The organism is Paenibacillus ottowii, from assembly GCF_050516475.1.
Lineage (GTDB): Bacteria > Bacillota > Bacilli > Paenibacillales > Paenibacillaceae > Paenibacillus > Paenibacillus ottowii.
The window spans coordinates 2,150,337-2,169,326 of the sequence record NZ_CP191577.1 but is presented as its reverse complement, the minus strand read 5'-3'; the positions used below and the strand labels follow the sequence as shown (position 1 = coordinate 2,169,326).

General features: G+C 46.4%; 18 protein-coding genes. 17 read left to right on the top strand and 1 reads right to left on the bottom strand.

The window, feature by feature from the left end:
* From ACQQ6X_RS10355 to ACQQ6X_RS10285, 15 genes are all read left to right on the top strand, one after another.
* Entirely contained in the window at window positions 1-930 is a 930-nt protein-coding gene (locus tag ACQQ6X_RS10355; protein WP_305165255.1) for a metal ABC transporter permease, read from the top strand.
* Complete coding sequence (locus tag ACQQ6X_RS10350; RefSeq protein ID WP_305165254.1) at window positions 927-1,775, top strand: metal ABC transporter permease; 849 nt, start codon at window positions 927-929, stop codon at window positions 1,773-1,775. The genes ACQQ6X_RS10355 and ACQQ6X_RS10350 overlap by 4 nt, the downstream gene beginning before the upstream one ends.
* Before the next feature lie 80 nt (window positions 1,776-1,855).
* Window positions 1,856-2,053: a hypothetical protein gene (locus tag ACQQ6X_RS10345; RefSeq protein ID WP_326402022.1), complete on the top strand. Its 198-nt coding sequence runs from the start codon at window positions 1,856-1,858 to the stop codon at window positions 2,051-2,053.
* Window positions 2,034-4,361, top strand: a complete 2,328-nt coding sequence (locus ACQQ6X_RS10340) for a histidine kinase (protein WP_305165253.1) — start codon at window positions 2,034-2,036, stop codon at window positions 4,359-4,361. The genes ACQQ6X_RS10345 and ACQQ6X_RS10340 overlap by 20 nt, the downstream gene beginning before the upstream one ends.
* Window positions 4,362-4,564: 203 nt before the next feature.
* A complete protein-coding gene (locus ACQQ6X_RS10335) occupies window positions 4,565-4,720 on the top strand; it encodes a hypothetical protein (protein ID WP_326402025.1) in 156 nt (51 codons plus the stop codon).
* A gap of 177 nt (window positions 4,721-4,897) precedes the next feature.
* Window positions 4,898-6,055, top strand: coding sequence for a ParA family protein (locus tag ACQQ6X_RS10330; RefSeq protein ID WP_305165252.1), 1,158 nt, complete (start codon window positions 4,898-4,900; stop codon window positions 6,053-6,055).
* Window positions 6,056-6,068: 13 nt separating this feature from the next.
* Entirely contained in the window at window positions 6,069-7,316 is a 1,248-nt protein-coding gene (locus tag ACQQ6X_RS10325; protein WP_305165251.1) for a CpaF family protein, read from the top strand.
* A complete protein-coding gene (locus tag ACQQ6X_RS10320; protein WP_305165250.1) occupies window positions 7,313-8,104 on the top strand; it encodes a type II secretion system F family protein in 792 nt (263 codons plus the stop codon). The genes ACQQ6X_RS10325 and ACQQ6X_RS10320 overlap by 4 nt, the downstream gene beginning before the upstream one ends.
* A gap of 6 nt (window positions 8,105-8,110) precedes the next feature.
* Window positions 8,111-8,995 (top strand): type II secretion system F family protein, encoded by an 885-nt coding sequence (locus ACQQ6X_RS10315; RefSeq protein ID WP_305165249.1) that lies wholly within the window; start codon window positions 8,111-8,113, stop codon window positions 8,993-8,995.
* A 9-nt stretch (window positions 8,996-9,004) separates the two neighbouring features.
* A complete protein-coding gene (locus ACQQ6X_RS10310) occupies window positions 9,005-9,199 on the top strand; it encodes a Flp1 family type IVb pilin (RefSeq protein ID WP_305165248.1) in 195 nt (64 codons plus the stop codon).
* On the top strand, window positions 9,199-9,867 hold the full coding sequence (locus ACQQ6X_RS10305; RefSeq protein ID WP_305165247.1) for a TadE family protein: 669 nt from the start codon (window positions 9,199-9,201) through the stop codon (window positions 9,865-9,867). Before ACQQ6X_RS10310 ends, ACQQ6X_RS10305 begins: the two co-directional genes overlap by 1 nt.
* A 40-nt stretch (window positions 9,868-9,907) precedes the next feature.
* Window positions 9,908-12,124 carry a hypothetical protein gene (locus ACQQ6X_RS10300; RefSeq protein WP_305165246.1) on the top strand — a complete coding sequence of 739 codons (2,217 nt, stop codon included), beginning with the start codon at window positions 9,908-9,910 and terminating at the stop codon, window positions 12,122-12,124.
* Entirely contained in the window at window positions 12,093-13,088 is a 996-nt protein-coding gene (locus ACQQ6X_RS10295) for a TadE/TadG family type IV pilus assembly protein (RefSeq protein WP_305165245.1), read from the top strand. Before ACQQ6X_RS10300 ends, ACQQ6X_RS10295 begins: the two co-directional genes overlap by 32 nt.
* A 91-nt stretch (window positions 13,089-13,179) precedes the next feature.
* Window positions 13,180-13,692, top strand: a complete 513-nt coding sequence (locus tag ACQQ6X_RS10290) for an A24 family peptidase (protein ID WP_305165244.1) — start codon at window positions 13,180-13,182, stop codon at window positions 13,690-13,692.
* A 62-nt stretch (window positions 13,693-13,754) separates the two neighbouring features.
* The gene (locus ACQQ6X_RS10285; RefSeq protein WP_305165243.1) at window positions 13,755-15,533 is read left to right on the top strand and encodes a DUF6382 domain-containing protein; all 1,779 of its coding nucleotides are present in this window, start codon (window positions 13,755-13,757) and stop codon (window positions 15,531-15,533) included.
* A gap of 140 nt (window positions 15,534-15,673) precedes the next feature.
* Here ACQQ6X_RS10285 and ACQQ6X_RS10280 read toward each other — a convergent pair whose 3' ends face one another.
* Complete coding sequence (locus ACQQ6X_RS10280; protein ID WP_305165242.1) at window positions 15,674-16,588, bottom strand: TIGR01777 family oxidoreductase; 915 nt, start codon at window positions 16,586-16,588, stop codon at window positions 15,674-15,676.
* A 264-nt stretch (window positions 16,589-16,852) separates the two neighbouring features.
* Here ACQQ6X_RS10280 and ACQQ6X_RS10275 point away from each other — a divergent pair, with 264 nt between their 5' ends.
* Complete coding sequence (locus tag ACQQ6X_RS10275) at window positions 16,853-17,980, top strand: deoxyribonuclease IV (RefSeq protein ID WP_305165241.1); 1,128 nt, start codon at window positions 16,853-16,855, stop codon at window positions 17,978-17,980.
* A gap of 22 nt (window positions 17,981-18,002) precedes the next feature.
* Complete coding sequence (purU, locus tag ACQQ6X_RS10270; protein ID WP_305165240.1) at window positions 18,003-18,902, top strand: formyltetrahydrofolate deformylase; 900 nt, start codon at window positions 18,003-18,005, stop codon at window positions 18,900-18,902.
* Window positions 18,903-18,990 lie beyond the last annotated feature (88 nt).

The following is an 18,990-nucleotide window of genomic DNA, read 5'->3' as shown; positions in this document are numbered from 1 at the left end:
ATGACAAGCTTGGCAGCGCTTTTGACAGACCCGAACATGCAATGGATTTTGTTAGGCTGCATTTTACTCGGTTTAAGCAGCGGGGTGATTGGCAGTTTTATGTATTTGCGTAAGCAATCGCTTATGGGAGATGCTTTGGCCCATGCAGCTTTGCCGGGGGTATGTGTGGCTTTTATGATCACAGGTACCAAATCCGTGTTTGGATTTATGATTGGAGCAGCCATTGCAGGGATTGTTGCTACCTTTGCTATCAGTGCGTTAACCCGGTATTCGCGAATTAAAAGCGATTCGGCGATTGCGGCGGTGCTATCCGTATTTTTTGGCTTCGGCATGATGTTGTTGACCGAAATTCAGCATCGTGGCGCAGGTAACCAAAGTGGGTTGGATAAATTTTTATTTGGCCAGGCTGCGGCAATGGTATCGTCTGATATCTATACGATGGCGGTAATTTCGGCGATGCTCATCGGAATATGTTTTTTATTTTTCAAGGAATTTAAGCTGCTTAGCTTTGATCCCGGCTTTGCCCGTGGACTTGGTTTTCCGGCAGGTTTACTGGATAAGTTGTTGATGCTGTTGATCGTTATTGCGGTAGTTGCTGGCATTCAGGCCGTGGGCGTCATTATGATGGCTGCCCTGCTAATTACCCCGGCCGTGTCGGCCAGATACTGGACAGAGAAGCTGGGTGTTATGGTGTGCCTATCAGGCTTGTTTGGTGCCATAGCGGGTCTAGGTGGGACCGTTATTAGCTCTCTGGAACAAAACCTGCCTACAGGACCGTTATGCGTGTTGTGTGCGACTGTGGTGTTTGGTGTAAGTCTGATCTTTGCGCCGCAGCGTGGGATGATTTCCAAGGCTGTCGTTCGGATGCACGCCAGAAAAGGTCTAAAGCAGGGAGTCGGAACACGGCCACGGGAGGAGCATGCCCTATGAGTTCATTTTATGTAATTCTGACGGGAATGTTAGTGGCAGGGGGATGTAGTATTGTTGGCTGCTTTCTCGTGCTTCGGAAAATGGCTATGATCGGTGATGCGATCAGCCATGCGGTACTACCTGGTATTGTCATTGCTTTTATTATCAGCGGATCAAGGGATTCGATGTGGATGATGTTTGGTGCGGCTGTGCTGGGGCTGCTAACGGTGTATCTGATTCAGCTATTCCAACAAAGTGGTCTGCAAAGTGATGCTGCGATTGGTGTGGTATTTACAACATTGTTTGCTATTGGTGTATTACTGATCAGTGTGTTTGCTTCCAATGCCCATCTGGATATGGACCACGTTTTATATGGAGAAATTGCTTATGTTCCGTGGAATACGTTAGAGATTGCTGGCTTTGGCGCGGGTCCGAGGGCTGTGTGGATTACGGGCACGATGTTTTTGATCAATCTGCTTGTGGTAGGGGGCTTTTTCAAGCAATTTAAAATCACCTCCTTTGATCCCGCCTTGGCAGCTTCTTTGGGCATTCCGGTTGTATTTTTTCATTATCTGCTGATGAGTCTCGTATCGCTAACTACGGTAGCGTCATTTGAGAGCGTGGGTGCAATTCTAGTGGTTGGCATGCTCGTTGTACCGCCTCTTACCGCTTATTTACTGACAGAGAAGCTGTCTCTTATGATTGCATACAGTGTGGGAGTTGGCGCCATTAGCTCGATCATAGGCTTTTATGCCGCAAGTGTACTAGATGCTTCTATTGCGGCATGTATGCTGTGTGTATCGGGTGTGTTGCTGCTTTTGGCTTTTCTCTTTTCCACTTCTCACGGTGTGGTATGGCGAAAGTAATTTCAACAATGGGGAATCGTTGGTGAAGATAGCAAGTGAATCTCGTGGGAAGTGATCCTATATGAATTACTCAAAATAGCGTGCAAACGGGCATTAAGAGCCTGAATGCACGCTTTTTTACGCTTATGCTAAGCTGTGCGGCTTTTTTTGAGGCAAGCTCGCTGGGTCATCTTGAATTACCCGGGACACGGGAGTACATTCTTTACAACCACACAGAAGGGTCGGAACGAGCTGTTACGCTTCGGGGAGGAGACGAAATTGGAGAGCTTCAAACGTAAATCACCAGAGGAAATACTGGATTCCATTAACAAACTGCATCGGGGCAGACTCAAAATATACATTGGTGCGGTCAGTGGCTCAGGCAAAACATATCATATGCTGCAGGAGGGACAATCGCTGCAACATGAGGGGATTGATGTTGTGATTTGTGCGGTATCGACCCTGCAGCGGCGTGAGACCGTGGAACAGGTCGGCTCGCTAGAGCGAGTGCCCAGTATCCACTGGATGAAGGATGGCGAGGAACAAAAGGATCTGAATGTAGAAGCTTTGGTGGCACGAAATCCTGAGGTAGTGTTGGTGGACCATTTGGCACATCATAATCGTAAAGATGCCCCATTTCCAACAAGGCTGGAGGATATTCGGTATTTGCTGGAGCTGGGCATTAGCGTCATTACAACGGTCAATGTTTATGAACTCGAAGGAATCACAGAGTGGGTATACCAGCTAACAGGTTTCGAAGCGGAATATACAGTCCCTGTGGATACATTGGAGCTGGCGGATGAAATTCGTCTAATTGATGCCACTCCAGAAATGATTTTGGAGCGGCTGGCGAAAGGTTACATGCATACGTCCAATCCTGAGATGTTTCACCGGGGAAATCTGGGCAAATTGCGTGAGCTCGCTTTGCGGCTAGTGGCGGAGGATGTGAACGATTCGCTCGAACGACACCGGGAGGAGTTAGGCTTGCACGGAGCGTCAGGAGCAGCGGAGCGTATTCTGGTGCCTGTCCAGTATCATTGGAATGGGTCTATTTATGTGCGACGAGGGGAACAGGTGGCTAAGCGTTTGGGTGGAGATATGCTGGTGGTTTCTTTTGTCAGCTCGAAGCGCAAGCTGTCCAAGGAATCAGCAGCCTTCAAGCGTTCCATAGAACAGCTGGCTGACAAAATCGGATCGACCTTTGAAGAAATCCCACTCCTTTCCCGCAGAAGGCTGCCACGTCAACTTATCCATTATGCGGTGACTCACAATGTGACCCGAATTGTTATGGGGCACTCTCGGCAGACTCCGTGGCAGGAGCTGGTTAAAGGATCATTGGTGAATGGAATTTTAAAACGAATGAAGAATATGGATTTGCTGCTGATTGCGGACCGAGCCGAGCAGGAGGGCGAACGGATTTTGCCAACGATGAGACAGGAAGAAGGAGATACTGACTCGTATCATCGTTTGAGCGTTGAGGAAGTACAGGCTGAGGAAGCCAAAATCCTGCGCGGCAAGCTCAAGGTGTACATTGGTGCTGCTCCTGGGGTCGGCAAAACATACACCATGCTGAGAGAGGGGAATGATCTGCTGGAAAACGGGATTGATGTGGTCATCGGATTGCTGGAAACGCACGGAAGAGCAGAAACGCTGGCCCAGGTAGGCGCTTTGGAGATGATTCCCCGTCAGTCTATTGAGCGTCATGGTGCATATTTGGAAGAGATGGACACTGAAGCTATTCTCAGGCGTAATCCTGAGGTAGTGCTAATAGACGAGCTGGCACATACCAACGTTCCGGGAAGTCTGAAATCTAAGCGTTATGAGGATGTACTGGTCATCTTGGAACATGGTATTTCTGTTATATCCACAATGAATGTGCAGCATTTGGAGAGCTTGAATGACGCAGTAGAACAAATTACTGGCATTCGGGTGAGAGAGACTGTCCCTGATCATATGATGCGTCTGGCCGATGAAGTACAGCTTGTTGATGTGGCTCCCAAATCGTTGCAGCAGCGTATGCGTGAGGGCAAGATTTACGATCCTGCGAAGGTGGAGCAGGCACTTAGCCACTTTTTTAAGCTGGGGAATCTGATTGCGCTGCGTGAACTTGCTTTGCGGGAGCTGGCAGATGATGTAGATGAGCGGCTGGAATCCTGGGATCGACACGAATCACTTCGGGGGCCGTGGCGCAGGGAGGAAGTGATCTTTGTAGGCGTAACGTTAACCGACAATGCTGAAAGGCTGATTCGCCGCGGTTTTCGCATTGCTTTTCGTCTGAAGGCTGTGTGGATTGTAACTTATGTTCACGTTGGTGAACGTGTACCGGAAAAGCTGAACCCTCGTCTGGAACAACTAAAGCTGCTGACCCACCGACTGGGGGGAAGCTTTGAAATTCGGCTTGCTTCCAGTCGGCGCGAGATTGCCGACATTTTGATTGCTCCAGTGGAAGGATATTCGGGTACGCAGCTTATCGTGGGGCAGTCTTCCCGAAGCAGCTGTTGGGGGAAGACTGCGGTTGTGCCGAGGATTCTCCGTCAAGCACGTCATATGGATGTTCTCATCGTGGCGGATTATGATCCGGACATCAAGTTGGAAACAGATTATTAATAAAGCCTAATTGATTCATAAATAGTTATATGCTGGTTACCGGTTATTCACTGCTTCCATAGTATATTCTATCTCAAAGAAATGGAGGCGAGATTGAATGTTTAAACATCGTAAACATTTTTGTCATTTTCCAAAGCCAAGAAGACGTGTTACTAAGAAAATCATTAAGGTGACTGTCATTAAGTTCAAGCCAAGATTTAAACATGAAGACTTTGAAAAGAAATGTCATTTCCGGAAACGTCGTCACCATCACCATCATCACTGTCACCATCGTCATCATGAATGTCATCGTCGTCACCACAAATTCTACTAAGTTGAAGATCGTAGGAGGCGGGGCTAGACTGCCCGCCTTCTTCTAATACCAGGATTTCAGGAAAATATTTGTACAAAAAATACTTGCTCTAAAATAGGTGCTATGCTATCCTACCAGTAAATAGAATTTATGTGACGGAAGCACCGTTCACCAACCGTATGTACTTACGGATGGATGAATGGTGCTTTTTTGCGTTGTTGTGTTGGGAAAGGGGATGAGCGTTATGGTTCCGGTAAAAGTGGTATTGGCCGTAGAAGATCGGGATTATATTGAACCACTGCTGAATTATGTACATGGAAGTGAATACGCCAGAAGGCTGAGAATAACGGCATTTTCGCAGCCAGAGGCATTTCACCAATACATGATAGAAACAAGTGGAATGAAAAGGCCTGATGTGGTAGTAGGTGAAGCAGCTTTTCTGAATTTATGGACAACTCGGGAAAATGCAGATATTCCTTGTTTGGTTTTACATGAGGGGGAACAAGTGAGCGAATATGGACAGCTTTTATTAAAATATCAGCCTTTATCTGAGCTGGTCAGTTCTATTTTGGAAACGGCGAAACAGAGATCGAATAGTCGGAAAAGCGTAAACAGTCAGGAAGGTGGAATGATTATCGGCATGGTAGCAGCTTCTGGTGGATTGGGTAGAACAACGGCCGCGCTTAATATGTCCAAGCAACTGGGCAATGAGGGATATTCGGTATTCTATTTGAATCTGGAGACGATGGATTCAAGCGCGTTGTTCACTGGTTCAGACGGTTCAAGCGGAGCACAAGAAGAAGGACTGTCTAGGCTGCTGTATGACCTCAAATCGGAGGAGAAGGAGGGCGCTTCATTATCTATGGCTTCCTATTGTGTGCATCGTCCTGAAATTCAGGCAGATACTTTTCAACCTGTCTATAATCGCAAGGAACTGATGGACATGACTTGTGATGAAGCAAAAGAGCTGATTCGGACGATTGCTGAAAGCGGGCAGTATGATGTGGTAATCGTAGATGGTGATTCTGAGCATGGTGAGCGGGCTCAAGCTGTATTTGAGGCCAGTCATAAGCTGATCTGGTTGCTGGCTGACGATTTAATGAGCATGCACAAGTGCGGATTATGGCTGGATGTTTTAGCAACCACGCAGCCTGAAGGGCTTAAAGCCATGATATGCAAAACCAGCTTTGTGGTGAATCGCTACATGGGAACTATGATCAACTCGTTACCTCGTGACTTTATAGAGCTAAACGGAGTGTTACCCTATATCCCTTCATGGAAGCAAATGCAGCATCCTGAACAGCTGCTTAGTTCGCCGATTTATCAGCGGGAAATCCGCCATTTGTGCCGCGAGCTGCTGGATATGGAAAGCGCAGCACAACCGACGGTTGCTTGGTCTTAAGGGGATGATGAATATGAATGAGGGACAATTTAAGGCATTGCGCGCGGATATCCGTAACGGGCTGGACGTAACCTCCTCAGTCAAGGATACAGATCTGGTACGTCATATCGAAAAGCGAATTCTAAACGATGCAGAGTTGGCGAGCTTAACTTCCCGAGAGAAGCACGCACTTGTCCGCAAAATGTTCAACTCTTTCCGTGGGCTGGATGTGCTCCAGCCATTAATTGACGACCCGACCGTTACGGAAATTATGATCAACAGTCATCGGGAAATTTTTGTGGAGCGGGCAGGTGAGGTGATTCAGGTGCCCGAGCAATTCGAATCCCGCGAGCGACTGGAGGATTTGATCCAGACGATTGTAGCTGGGGTGAACCGAATTGTAAATGAGGCTTCCCCCATTGTGGATGCCCGGTTAAAGGATGGATCACGCGTAAATATTGTACTGCCGCCGGTTGCTCTCAAGGGACCGACGATGACTATACGGAAGTTTCCCGAGCGGCCCATGACGATGGATGACTTGATACGGATGGGTGCACTGGATGCAGAAGCAGCCGCTATGCTCAAGGACTTGGTACGTAGCAAGTATAACATTTTTATAAGCGGCGGAACGGGCTCTGGTAAAACAACCTTTCTGAATGCATTATCCCAGTTCATCCCTTCGTCTGAGCGAATTATTACAATTGAAGATTCGGCAGAGCTACAAATTGTGACTGCTCCGAACCTGGTATCCATGGAAACACGGAATGCAAACACCGAAGGGAAGGGAGAAATCACGATTCGTGATCTGATTCGTTCCTCCCTGCGTATGCGGCCCAACCGCATTGTGGTGGGTGAGGTCAGAGGGAGTGAAGCGTTGGATATGCTGCAAGCAATGAACACAGGACACGATGGATCGTTGTCAACCGGTCATGCGAATAATATCCGCGATATGGTCAGTCGGCTGGAAACGATGGTGCTTGGTGGGGCAGAGCTACCGCTTGGAGTAGTACGGCAGCAGATCAGCTCGGCCATTGATATATTTGTTCATCTATCACGCCTACGCGACAAGTCCAGAAGAGTACTGGAAATTAGCGAAGTGATTGGCTTTGAAAATGGCGAGGTGACGCTGAATCCTCTTTATCGCTTTCGGGAGAGCGGAGAAAGTAAAGGAAAAATTATAGGGGGACTAGAACGTTGTGGCGGAGGGCTGCAACATACTTTGAAGTTGCAAATGGCCGGGATCAAGCCGGAAAGCTGGCTCAGGGAAGGAGTATCGGTATGAGAACAAGAAAGGCAACTGCCAAGCAAATGTCACATGAGGTCCCTTCTCTGCCTGATTATACAGTATATACCTTATCAAATGTACAAAAAAGTTCATGCATTCTCTTTAGTGGAATGCTATTCGCGCTGATCGGATATCTATTTTATCACCAATGGATATTATCGTTGCTGTGTGCTGCAGGCGCCGTGGTGACCCCTCGTTATTTTGGGAGGTTTTTGCTGCAACGACGTAGGTCTGCTTTAAGCATTCAATTCAAGCAGGCTCTATACTCGCTTTCATCTTCTCTTTCAGCGGGCAAGTCAGTGGAGAATGGGTTTCGTGAAGCTGTAGAGGATTTAAGGCTGCTTAGTCCAGATGGAGACCACGATTTGATCTTTGAGTTTAGCATTATTACAGCCTGCCTCGAAATCGGACAGCCTGTAGAGGTTGCCTTGCAGGATTTGGCTCGTCGGGCTCAGATGGAGGATATTACGAATTTTGCAGACGTATTTACGGCTTGTAAACGAACTGGAGGGGATCTGGTAGAAGTCGTACGACGGGCTTCAAGTGTCATTGGTGAGAAGCTGGACATTCAGCAGGAGATCGGTGTAATGATTGCACAGAAACGGTTTGAATCTAGGGTTATGTTTGCAGCTCCCTTTTTGTTTGTTTTGTTTATGACAGTGACAGCAGGAGACTACATGATGCCCTTATACAGCGGTACAGGTATGATTTTATCAACCTTTTGTCTACTGGTGCTTGGTGGTTGTCTCGTGTGGATCAACCACATTATGAAGATTGAAGTGTAAGGAGTGATGGGTGTGTTGATGTTGGTTTGTCTGGTCATGCTGGTTCTGCAAGTGGGAGGTTGGGTGGTGCTGAACCAAATGTACGCTGCTAAGTATGCACATTTTCGCCATATGAAACTGGAAGGCCTGCGGCTGCAAAAACTTTCGGTGCCATTTGTTCACATGCTTCATGTTTCACGTGCCACTCAAAGGCTGCCTTTGCTGATGTTCAAGCTTCAGCGCTCGATACAGAAACTGTATGGTATGCGCAACAGTGGAGAGAAGACGATGCTTTTTCTGGCCGAAATGTTGGGTTACGGATATATGGTGGCTGCTGGTGGAGTTTTAATATCGCTTATGATGGGCGGGGAAGCAACTGGACTGGTGCTTGGTTTGGGGCTCGGTGTTCTGGTGCCAGTTGCGTTGGTCAAGGATCTGTATGGGAAAGTACAGAGGCGGGATCAGCAGATTTTAATGGAATTGCCTGAACTGTTGAGTAAAATGCTGCTTTTAGTTGGTGCGGGGGAGACGGTACAGCGGGCTTTGCTGCATTGTGTGGAACGAAAAGGGGAGGATACGGTACATCCATTGTATCGGGAATTGCGGCAGACAGTGGGGGAATGGGAAAGCGGCTATTCCTTTCAACAGGCATTTGAACATCTGAGCAAACGGTGTGGTATTCAGGAAGTAACGATATTTACAACGACAGTTTTATTGAATATGAGACGCGGTGGGAGCGATTTTGTAATGGCTTTACGTGAGTTATCTCAGACATTATGGAGCAAGCGGACTTCGATTAGCCGCATAAGAGGGGAACAGGCTTCTTCAAAATTGGTTTTCCCGATGGCGCTAATCCTGTTTACGGTTATTGTGTTGGTGGGTGCTCCGGCTTTAATGATGATGAACATGTAGGAGGATAAAATGATGACGATATTAGTAGCAGGTAGTATTCGTAAATTGTACAAGGATGAGGATGGTTTGGGGACATTAGAAATGATCCTGATCATTGCGATTCTGATTGCAGTAGCAATTATTTTTAAGGATCAGATCAAGAAAATTGTAGAAGGGCTGTTGAAAAAGGCAGATAAAAAAAGTAACGACTTTATGGATTCATAATGCTGCGCAAATTGGTACAAAAAGAGGAGGGGAGCTTCTCCTTGGAAGCCTCCCTCGTCTTCCCCATTCTGCTGCTGGTTATTTTTGTAATGTTGTTTTTTTGCCTGTATATATATCAAAAATCTATATTGGTGCAGGTTGCTTCTACTGCTTCTGAAAGAGCTGCTTACAGCTGGGATAACAGCTTTAAGGACCCGCGTACAGGAGCTTTTGCGCAAGGACAACGGGATTCTCTCTATTGGCGTTTGAAGGATGACATCATGTTAGGCGCTCTGTTTGGCTGGGCCGGAGCCGATAATCAGGAACGTGTACAGGTGCCAGGCAGCACTGGAGGAGGGGGGATACCTACTCAGAAGCTGTCCAATGCAGCAAATAAAATGCCTATGGGCATGCAGGGGCAGATGACATATGAGAACAGTATGATTCGCCGTAAGGTGACCACAGAGCTCAATAAGATGGTGAAGGTTCCTTTGCTGAGTCAGTTTTTAGATCAGACAGATTTACAAGGAAAAATGAGCTCGGGTGTGGTGGAGCCTGTGGAATGGATTCGTACGGTTGAGATGGTCCGTTATTATGGTGCAAAGTTTATGGGCAGAGGCTCAGGTGAAAAGGTAGATCCGTCAGTTGCAGGCAAAGTATTGATGCAATATGGGCAAAACGGTCGTTAAAGAGTAGGTAGCGGGAATGTAACTGGAAAGGAGGAAGCGGGTGTTTGGTAAGGGACGAAATATAAAGGATGGGGAATCAGGTGCTGTCACGGTCTTCCTCATTCTGATTTTGGCGGTCATGTTCGGCTTTATTGCTGTATTTATTGATTATGCGAGAATTGCTGCACTGCATGTGCAGACCGAACGGCTGGCCCATGCGGCGGTACGGTCAGTGATGTCTGCTTATGATCCGGCATTGCAACAGGAGTACGGCTTGTTTGCTTATGGTGAAGGCGGCGGAGAACAAATTATGGTCAAAGTGCTGAATGACAGTGCGCGGCGTACAGCGCGCGCGGAAACGCTGCCGCTTATGAATATGAAGCTGGATTCCAGCTCCCTGCAAATGGAAAGGGAGCTTGGTAAATATGCCATATTCAACGAGCAGATCCGTGAAGAGATGAAGTATAAGGCACCTGTCGATTTTACGTTTGAAGTGCTCGAAAAGTTAAAGCCGCTATCTCAAAATATGAAGGAAGCTTCACACACGGTAGATTTGCTGAAACGGCTGCAAAAGCTTTACGACAGACGAGAGGCCAAACTGGATGACATGCTGGAGAAACAGCGTAAGGCAGGAGCTTATATGGAAGAGGTTCGCAAGCGGATTATTAAACAGAGGGGTGCATATATGCCTAATCAGTATATATGGGATCCACTTGAGGTTGTAGCCGATATTGCTGCTCAGTATAAGCATTACGTGCATGTATATGAGGATAACAAGATGAGTGTGGACGACGTTAAAATCATGCAAATGGAGAAGTATGCAAGAAGGGCAAGAACAGCACTCGATCGCCTGCGACAGGTTGTGGTTAAGGCTGGAGAAGAGCATGATAAGCTGCTTGTGGAAGCCAAGGATCCGTTGAGTGAAGCCCGACAGATTAATGAGGAGATGCGCAAAGTCATTGCCCAATATAAGCAGAGGGCGGCCAATGCTGGCTATGACGAGATTTCCGCAGCCCCCACTCCAAGTGGAGGAGGCTACAATGCCGATCCGGCTGTAGGAAGTGCCCGGCAAAAGGCAGAAGATTTGTTGATTCCTGATAATGAGTTTGAGCAATGGGCAGCAGAAATCGAAAAGCAACGGACAGCTATAAATGCTGCTAACAATAGAATAACGAGCATGATACGCGCCTTGTCCTTTTATACAGATCCATTTTTGAATGCAGACATGCTCAAGCAAGAAGTCGCCTCAACGCTTAAGGAGATAGATAAATACTTAAATGCGTATGCCTGGACTGGACCCGCAAATGTACTCGACGGCGAAGCCAGAACGATGGACACGAGACGCGGTCCGGACAAAGAACGCAAGAAAATGGAAAAAGAGGCGAAAAACAAGCTCAAGCAAGCCTATCGGATCATTGAGGTTCTTTCTAAAGGTAAACAAAGCGCTGAGCAATTCCGAGAGGTGGAACAGTATTACAATGAAAGTATTTCGTTTAATCAGTCCACAACCAGTCCATCTATATCTGCTGATTTGTCCTATGACACCTATGATGCAGCGGGGTCGTCAATGGATAGTATGGATGGTTTATACGAGGCGGCATCCAACTTACTGACTCAGCTGGGAGACGAGTTTTACCAGAACGAATATGCGCTTTCCTACTTTCATCATGTGGATTTCAGCCGATTTGGAAGTTTGGCTCGATCAGGTGGAAAGGTAGGTAATGCCGCACAGATTTTGGGGGATCAACTGGAGTTGAATAATCAGGAAGTTGAGTACATCTTGTATGGATTTCATAATCCGACGGGTAATCTGGCATCTGCCTATGGGGAGATTTTTGCTATGAGGCTTGCCATTAGAACGATGGAGGGACTAGTTAAAAATAGCTCAAAAGGTAATCCGTTGGTCGTATTGGCGGCAGCCCTGTTATATGGAGTAGAGAAGGCGATTGAAGACATGATCATGCTGGCACAAAAAGGGGATGTGCCTTTGTCTGACTTTCTGAAATTTCGAATGACGTACAAGGATCATTTGCGATTGTTCCTGATGCTCAATAGCAATAATGAGCGGAAAATGTCCCGTATGCTTGCTCTGATTCGCCTGAATACAGATGTCAATCCAGCTGAGCGGCGTACGTATGTAAAAGGTGAAGTCAAGAATGGGATGAGGCTGTGGTTTCTACCGGGAGTAATGAAGATGCTCGGAACCGCCTCCCATGAAGGCGAGAGTATTAAGGGAAGTGTGTACTATGTCACGAAAACAGGGCATTTTTCCTATTAATCAGTATCTACGGCAGGTCGGTGGACAGAAACAGCGTGAACAAGGAAGTATTGTTTTAGAAGCGTCACTGGTGCTGCCATTGTTTTTGTTCTTTATTATTTTTCTCATTTATATGGTCCAAATGACGCTGGTATCCACAGCCTTGCAGACTACTGCTTCAGAAGCGGTTAAGCAGGTTTCGGCTAAAATCTACCCGGTGTCTCTAGCTGTGGAGGCGATGTCCGCGCAAATAGATGCAGCCCGCCAACCGCTGGATGAACTGCCTAAGTTATCCGTGAGTGAATATGCAAGCCAGTTCGCTGCCCAACTGCCACCTCCAATCGATGATTGGGTAGAAAGTGCTGTTCAAGGCGGCAAAAAGCCACTGGAGGAGCTAAAGGGACGCTTGACGGAGGCTGCACTTGATCCTGTGCTGAAACCGATGCTAAAGCCTTTTATGGAGACAAGCATTCTGGAGTATGAACGTGTCCATATAACGAGCGTGCATATACCCTCTCTTACAGAAACTAAGGACCCTTATTTTAGAGTAGAGCTATCGTATGAACTACCGATGAAGGTCCCCTTTCTGTATCGCAACATTGTGCTCCAAGCGGCAGCCGAGGAACGTCTTTGGATCGGCGATACAGGAGAGGGAGCAGGTACAGGTGATGAGACAGGGGATAAGGATGCGAAGAATTCCATACAGTTGCTCGTCAAGCCTGAACCTGCTGTGAAGGGAGTTTACAATTTGATCAAGGCCAAGGTTGAACCTGGGACAAATGCGACCCTTTCTGTACTTTATAAGTCAGGTGAAAGCACGGCTCAGCACTTGGGCTGGGCCTCGGCTGATGCAGATGGAATTATTGAATGGAATTGGTTTGTGGGAACGAACACGACACCAGGTCAATGGAGCTTTGTGATTGAAACGGAGGATGGCCAATGTATCGAGGTTCCGTTTTCTGTGCAGAAGACAACTGATGGATAGTCGAAATATAGACGTTTAGAGATAACTATGATTGATGGAAAATGGTTTGGCAGTCCTGCTAATTTCTATTTTATAAAGGGGAAAGATCACATTGACGTGGATGTATATTGTGTGCGGAATTCTGCTGACGATTGCGCTAGTCACAGATTTAAGAAGCATGAAAATCCCTAATAAGCTTACAATGCCTGGCATAGCAGTAGGCTTGCTGTTCAATACTCTGTTTGGAGGCTGGCACGGTTTTTTATTTGCTATTGCTGGTCTTGGAACAGGCTTTGGATTCATGCTGATTTTGTACTGGATGGGAGCTATTGGTGCAGGAGATGTAAAGTTGTTCGGCTTAATTGGAGCATGGACAGGTGCTGCTTTTGCGTGGCAATCGGCTCTATATTCGATTTTTTTTGCAGGCATTATTGGTGTAGGGATTTTGCTATGGAGGAGGGAAACCATCATGAGATTGCGACGTGTGGCGTTTAATTTAGGAGGATTTTTCCTGTTTCGTAGCGGCAAGGCGCTGACCAGTGGGAGAGAAGCGCATCTCAGGTTTCCTTTTATGACGGCAGTCATTCCGGGGGCGGTCAGTGCTTATCTTTACTTCTTGTCATGACGTGTCCGCTTAGGGAGATCATGCTACCTCAGGAAATAAGAAAGGGTTAAGGAGGTCATGAATTGTTTGGTTTAAGCAGGGATTTTGCCCGGAATGGCGGGACCTTTATGATTCTAAATAAGGAAGGCGAACTCAAGACCGATGATTTAAATTCTGTACAGACCAGAATGTTGACTGGTAATCGAATTCCCGGTCTGCTGGAACTTAGAATAAAAGAAGTCGATTTTCAGATCGAGTTACATTACGATATTTCGGGGAAACGTATGCTTTCCCAAGTATGGAAAGGTGGGAGTGTATCGACTTCTGATTTCTACCGAATTCTCTTTGAAGTAGCAGATACTCTTCATCGTAGCCCGCAATATATGTTAAATATTCGCCAGTTTATGTTGCACGAAGATTACATTTTTGTAAGCGGTTCGGGTACAAGGGAGACCGTCAGTTTAACCTATGTTCCTTTGTGCAATGTACAGTATCCAGAACAAACAGGCAGTTATTTTAAACAGATGATTATTCGTTTGCTGACTCGTGTGGCTTACTCTCAGGGAGAATTTATACAGTGCATACTTGATCTATGCGATAGAAATGAATTTGAGGTGGGTGCGTTAAAGGAATTACTGTTGCAAGGGATGGCGGCTGGTGAACAGAGCGTAGGCGGTCAGGATGAGGATAGATCATCTATTTATTCCTCTCATCCCCTACAGGGTAACCATATAGATCGTGGCGAAAGAATGTACAGGCAAGAGCACCGGGAGACTCTACAGGAAATTCAGGAGCTTAAGCGGGTCAATCAACTCAAGCAGTCTATAAAACCTGAAGAGAACGTCGAGGTAGGAGCCGACAAAGAAATGGAAGATGCGGAGCCTAAATTGCAAAAGTATAAAACATACATTGCTCTCGGATGTCTGCTCGCCTCGGCCATCGTTTGGCGCTACATTTATTTGGATCATCCAGAGACAGTGCCCTTGCTTATTTCAATTGTGCTGACTTTGGTACTTGTCGCTGTTGCTTATATAAGCTGGACGGGAAAATTAAAGCGTAATCGAGCTTCAGCTCATTTTTATAGTGAATCAGTTCCTGTATTGGATTCGGAATGGTTAGGAACTACACCTTCAACACAACGGAAAAATGACCGTTATCAGGTAGATAAGTTGACTGGGTTTGTAGCAGGCCGCCATCATCAAGCTAAGCCATCCTTCGATTCGAGTGATCAAGGGCAGGAGAGCTGGCGTTGGACTCTTCCAAACTCAGAATCTAAAGGCGTGGGAAACCAAGCGGCGGAGGATCGAGAGAAAGTAAGTGCGAATTATGATTTACACGAGCCTTCGAGGAAAGGTATCGCATGTGTAAACGAATTGGACGACAGTGATACCAGCGAGGCTTATTATAAGTCCTTATCCGGGGTAACGGAACTACTCAATACGATATCCAAGCAGGAAACCGTGTTGCTCCGTCCGGATCAAGAGATTCAGAGTCCACCTAATCAGCACTCGCCAATTGCTTGCTTGGATCGTAAGTTGCCTGGGAGTGGAGAGACCGAGCGCATACGGTTGCAGCCAGACCAATTTGTTGGAGGCAGCTTTATCATCGGAAGAGATCCACAGTTGGTCCAGTTTGTAGAGCACACGGATGGAGTCTCCCGTTCTCATGTTGAGCTGTGCATAGATACAGAAAGACAAAACCACATGGTTAAGGATTTATCCTCAACGAACGGAACTGTGCTGAATGGAGAGCCTATGGTACCTTATAAGGAGTATGCAATAAAGGAAGGAGACACTTTTAAAATCGCCGGAGTCTCTTATACTTATCGGTTGGACTCTTCTAAATCCTCCGATGCATCTTGAGTAAAGATTAAATGAATATATGTTAAGAAGAGGCCTAATGTATTCTGGGCTTCTTTTTATAAATAGAGGACCATTCATAGGCCTAAAACGTTGCGGCTTAACGATTTTACTTCGTATATCTATCATCCACAGAGTTCATTTTAACGCTGTTTGTGAGGAGAATGGAGTTCCTCTAGCGCTTCTTGCAGTGAAGGATAGTTGAACTTAAATCCTTGCTCCAGCGCTTTGCGCGGTATTACCTTTTGACCGTCTAATACAAGCGTGCTCATCTCACCCAATAGCTTTTGAACGAGAATGCTAGGAACGGAAAACCAGTACGGACGGCGGTATACCTTAGCTACTGTTTTCCCAAACTGGTCGTTCGTTATGGGATGTGGTGATGAAGCGTTCACTGCCCCGGAAATCTCGGGTGTATGGATACAATACGAGATCAGACGAACGATATCCGCAATATGAATCCAGCTCATCCATTGATGGCCGCTGCCTATTTTACCACCAAATCCGAAGACGTAAGGCATCTTCATGAGTGGGAAGGCTCCTTTTTTCCTGTCTAGCACAAGGCTGATGCGTAACTTAATTAAACGGGCATCGGCAGGATAGGCATTGGCAGCTTCCTCCCATTGCTCAACCACCTGGGACAGAAAGTCTTTCGAACGACACGGACTTTTTTCGTCAAATGTTTCGGTCAGGGATGTGCCATAGGCGGCTATAGCCGAAGCCTGTATGATGACTTTTGGTTTTTTTTGCAGAGCATTCAACGCTTGAGCCAACCGGGCAACGGATTGCAGTCGTGATTGAAGAATTCTTTGTTTAGACTTGTCCGTCCAGCGCTGATTCAGCGTCTCTCCTGCTAAATTAACGACCGTATCCGTGCCCTCCAGTAATTCAGGCTTTTGTTTTAATTCGTTCCAGCTCATATATTGCAAGCGAGGGCTCTCTTCATGGCTTACCAGCGGCTTGCGGGTAATGACTTTCACGGTATATCCGTCATCTAGCAGACTTTTGACCAGTGCACTTCCCACCAATCCAGTTCCTCCGCATACGATGATGTTCATCCAGCCCATTCTCCTTCCCATTCAAAAAAATGTTCCTGTTATAAAATATAACCTTTTTTGCTACAAAAACTTCATATTGAATGTACCTGTATACGCTACAGGAGGTTGATTTATTCTGATGTGTAATTTGTTCGTAGTTTCCCTTCATGGAGTCATCTAAAAAAAGCTGCCATAAAAGCTATGTTGTTTGATTTCAATAATCACGTTAAAATGATTAAATTAAAATAAGACAAGCATAACAGGATAAGGGGATGAATCAAAATTATGCTGAAAATTGGTTCTCATGTGTCCTTCTCGGACAAGGGTCTGCTCAGCGCTACAAAAGAAGCGTCTTCTTACGGGTCCAGCTCGTTTATGATATACACGGGGGCACCCCAAAACACGCGCCGTAAGCCGATGGAGTCCATGTATTTAGAGGAAGGCAAGCAGCTAATGGCGGAAAAGGGAATGGAAGATATCGTGGTGCATGCTCCGTATATCATCAATCTCGGCTCTTACAAAGAAAATACCTATGAGCTTGCGGTCAGCTTTCTTCAGGAGGAAATCCGGCGTACACATGCGATTGGTGTGAGAAATATCGTGCTGCATCCGGGAGCTTTTACAGATAAAGATGCAGAGTACGGAATTGGGCGTATTGCCGATGGTTTGAACGAGGTACTGAACGGTGTGAAGGAGACCGGTGTCAACATTGCACTTGAAACGATGGCAGGCAAAGGCACCGAAATGGGACGCAGCTTTGAGGAAATTGCCTCTATTATAGATAAAGTAGAGCGTAACGAACGTCTTACGGTTTGTATGGACACCTGTCACATTCATGATGCGGGCTATGATATTGTCAATGATCTGGACGGTGTATTGGAGCAATTTGACCGTGTTGTCGGCTTGGATCGCATCGCAGTTGTTCACATTAATGACAGCAAAAACCCAGTTGGTGCTCATAAAGACCGCCATACTCCGATTGGATCAGGCTGGATTGGCTACCAGACCATTCATAATGTGGTGCACCATGAAGCACTTCAAGGACGTCCATTTATTTTGGAGACACCGTGGATAGGAAAAGAAGCTAAAACTCAGCGACCCATGTATGAGGTTGAGATCGCCTTGCTTCGTGGTAATGTAAAAGAACGCTTTGGAGATGAGTTTTTGGGTCAGGTAGAGCAGCTGCATTCGTTTTTCAAAAAACAGGATGTGGATGTCCGAAAATTTGTGCTGGATACCTGGGCTCTGCTGAAAAATGATGCCAAAGCTAGAAAAGCAGATCCACGTGAGCCGCTGGAGCGTCTGTATGACATGATAACGGAAGCAGCGCTTTTTCCAGAGATGAGCGAAGAACACATTAATCAACGATTAATTGCCTGGTTTGCTGGTAGTCATTTGCCAGTGACGGTATAAGATAAGGGGGATGAATAGTCACATGGAACTTCACGTAAAACATCAGCCAAATAGCACTTCATCTACACATGAAAACCGTGCGCGTATGCTTGTATCTTGTCCAGATGGACCAGGTATTGTAGCGACTGTGTCCCGCTTTTTGTATGAGCATGGAGCGAATATCGTTCAATCTGATCAGTATACAATGGACCCGACCGGCGGTATGTTTTTTATGCGGATTGAATTTGATCTGCCAAATTTGAGTGCAGCTCTGCTGCAATTGGAGCAGGACTTTGTCGCTGTTGCCGAGCAATTCCGTATGGAGTGGACGATTTCTGCGGTCAGCCGCAAGAAAAAACTGGCTATTTTTGTGTCCAAAGAAGATCACTGTCTGGTAGAGCTACTGTGGCAATGGCAAGCAGGCGATCTGGACGCGGATATTTCATTGGTGGTTAGTAATCATCCGGATATGAAGGAGTATGTGGAATCCTTTGGCATTCCTTATCACCACATACCGGTGACAGCTGATACCAAGCCAGAGGCAGAGCGCCGTCAGCTAGAGGTCATTGGCGAAGAGATTGACGTGATCATCTTGGCCCGGTATATGCAGATTATTTCACCCAAGTTTATAGAGCATTATCGCAACCGGATTATCAATATTCATCATTCCTTTCTACCTGCTTTTGTGGGTGGCAAGCCGTATGCCCAAGCTTATAATCGCGGTGTGAAAATTATTGGTGCGACTGCGCATTATGTAACCGAGGAATTGGACGGCGGTCCGATCATTGAGCAGGACGTACAGCGGGTAAGCCACGGAGATGATGTAAATGAGCTAAAACGGATCGGCCGCACGATTGAACGGGTTGTTTTGGCAAGAGCCGTAAAGTGGCATACAGAGGATCGTATACTGGTTCATGAGAACAAAACGGTTGTTTTTAATTGAACTTCATATTTCAAAATGATGAAAACTTATGAATACACATTTCGGATAAAACAAAGCCCAGTGCATAACGGGCTTTGTTTTTTTGTGT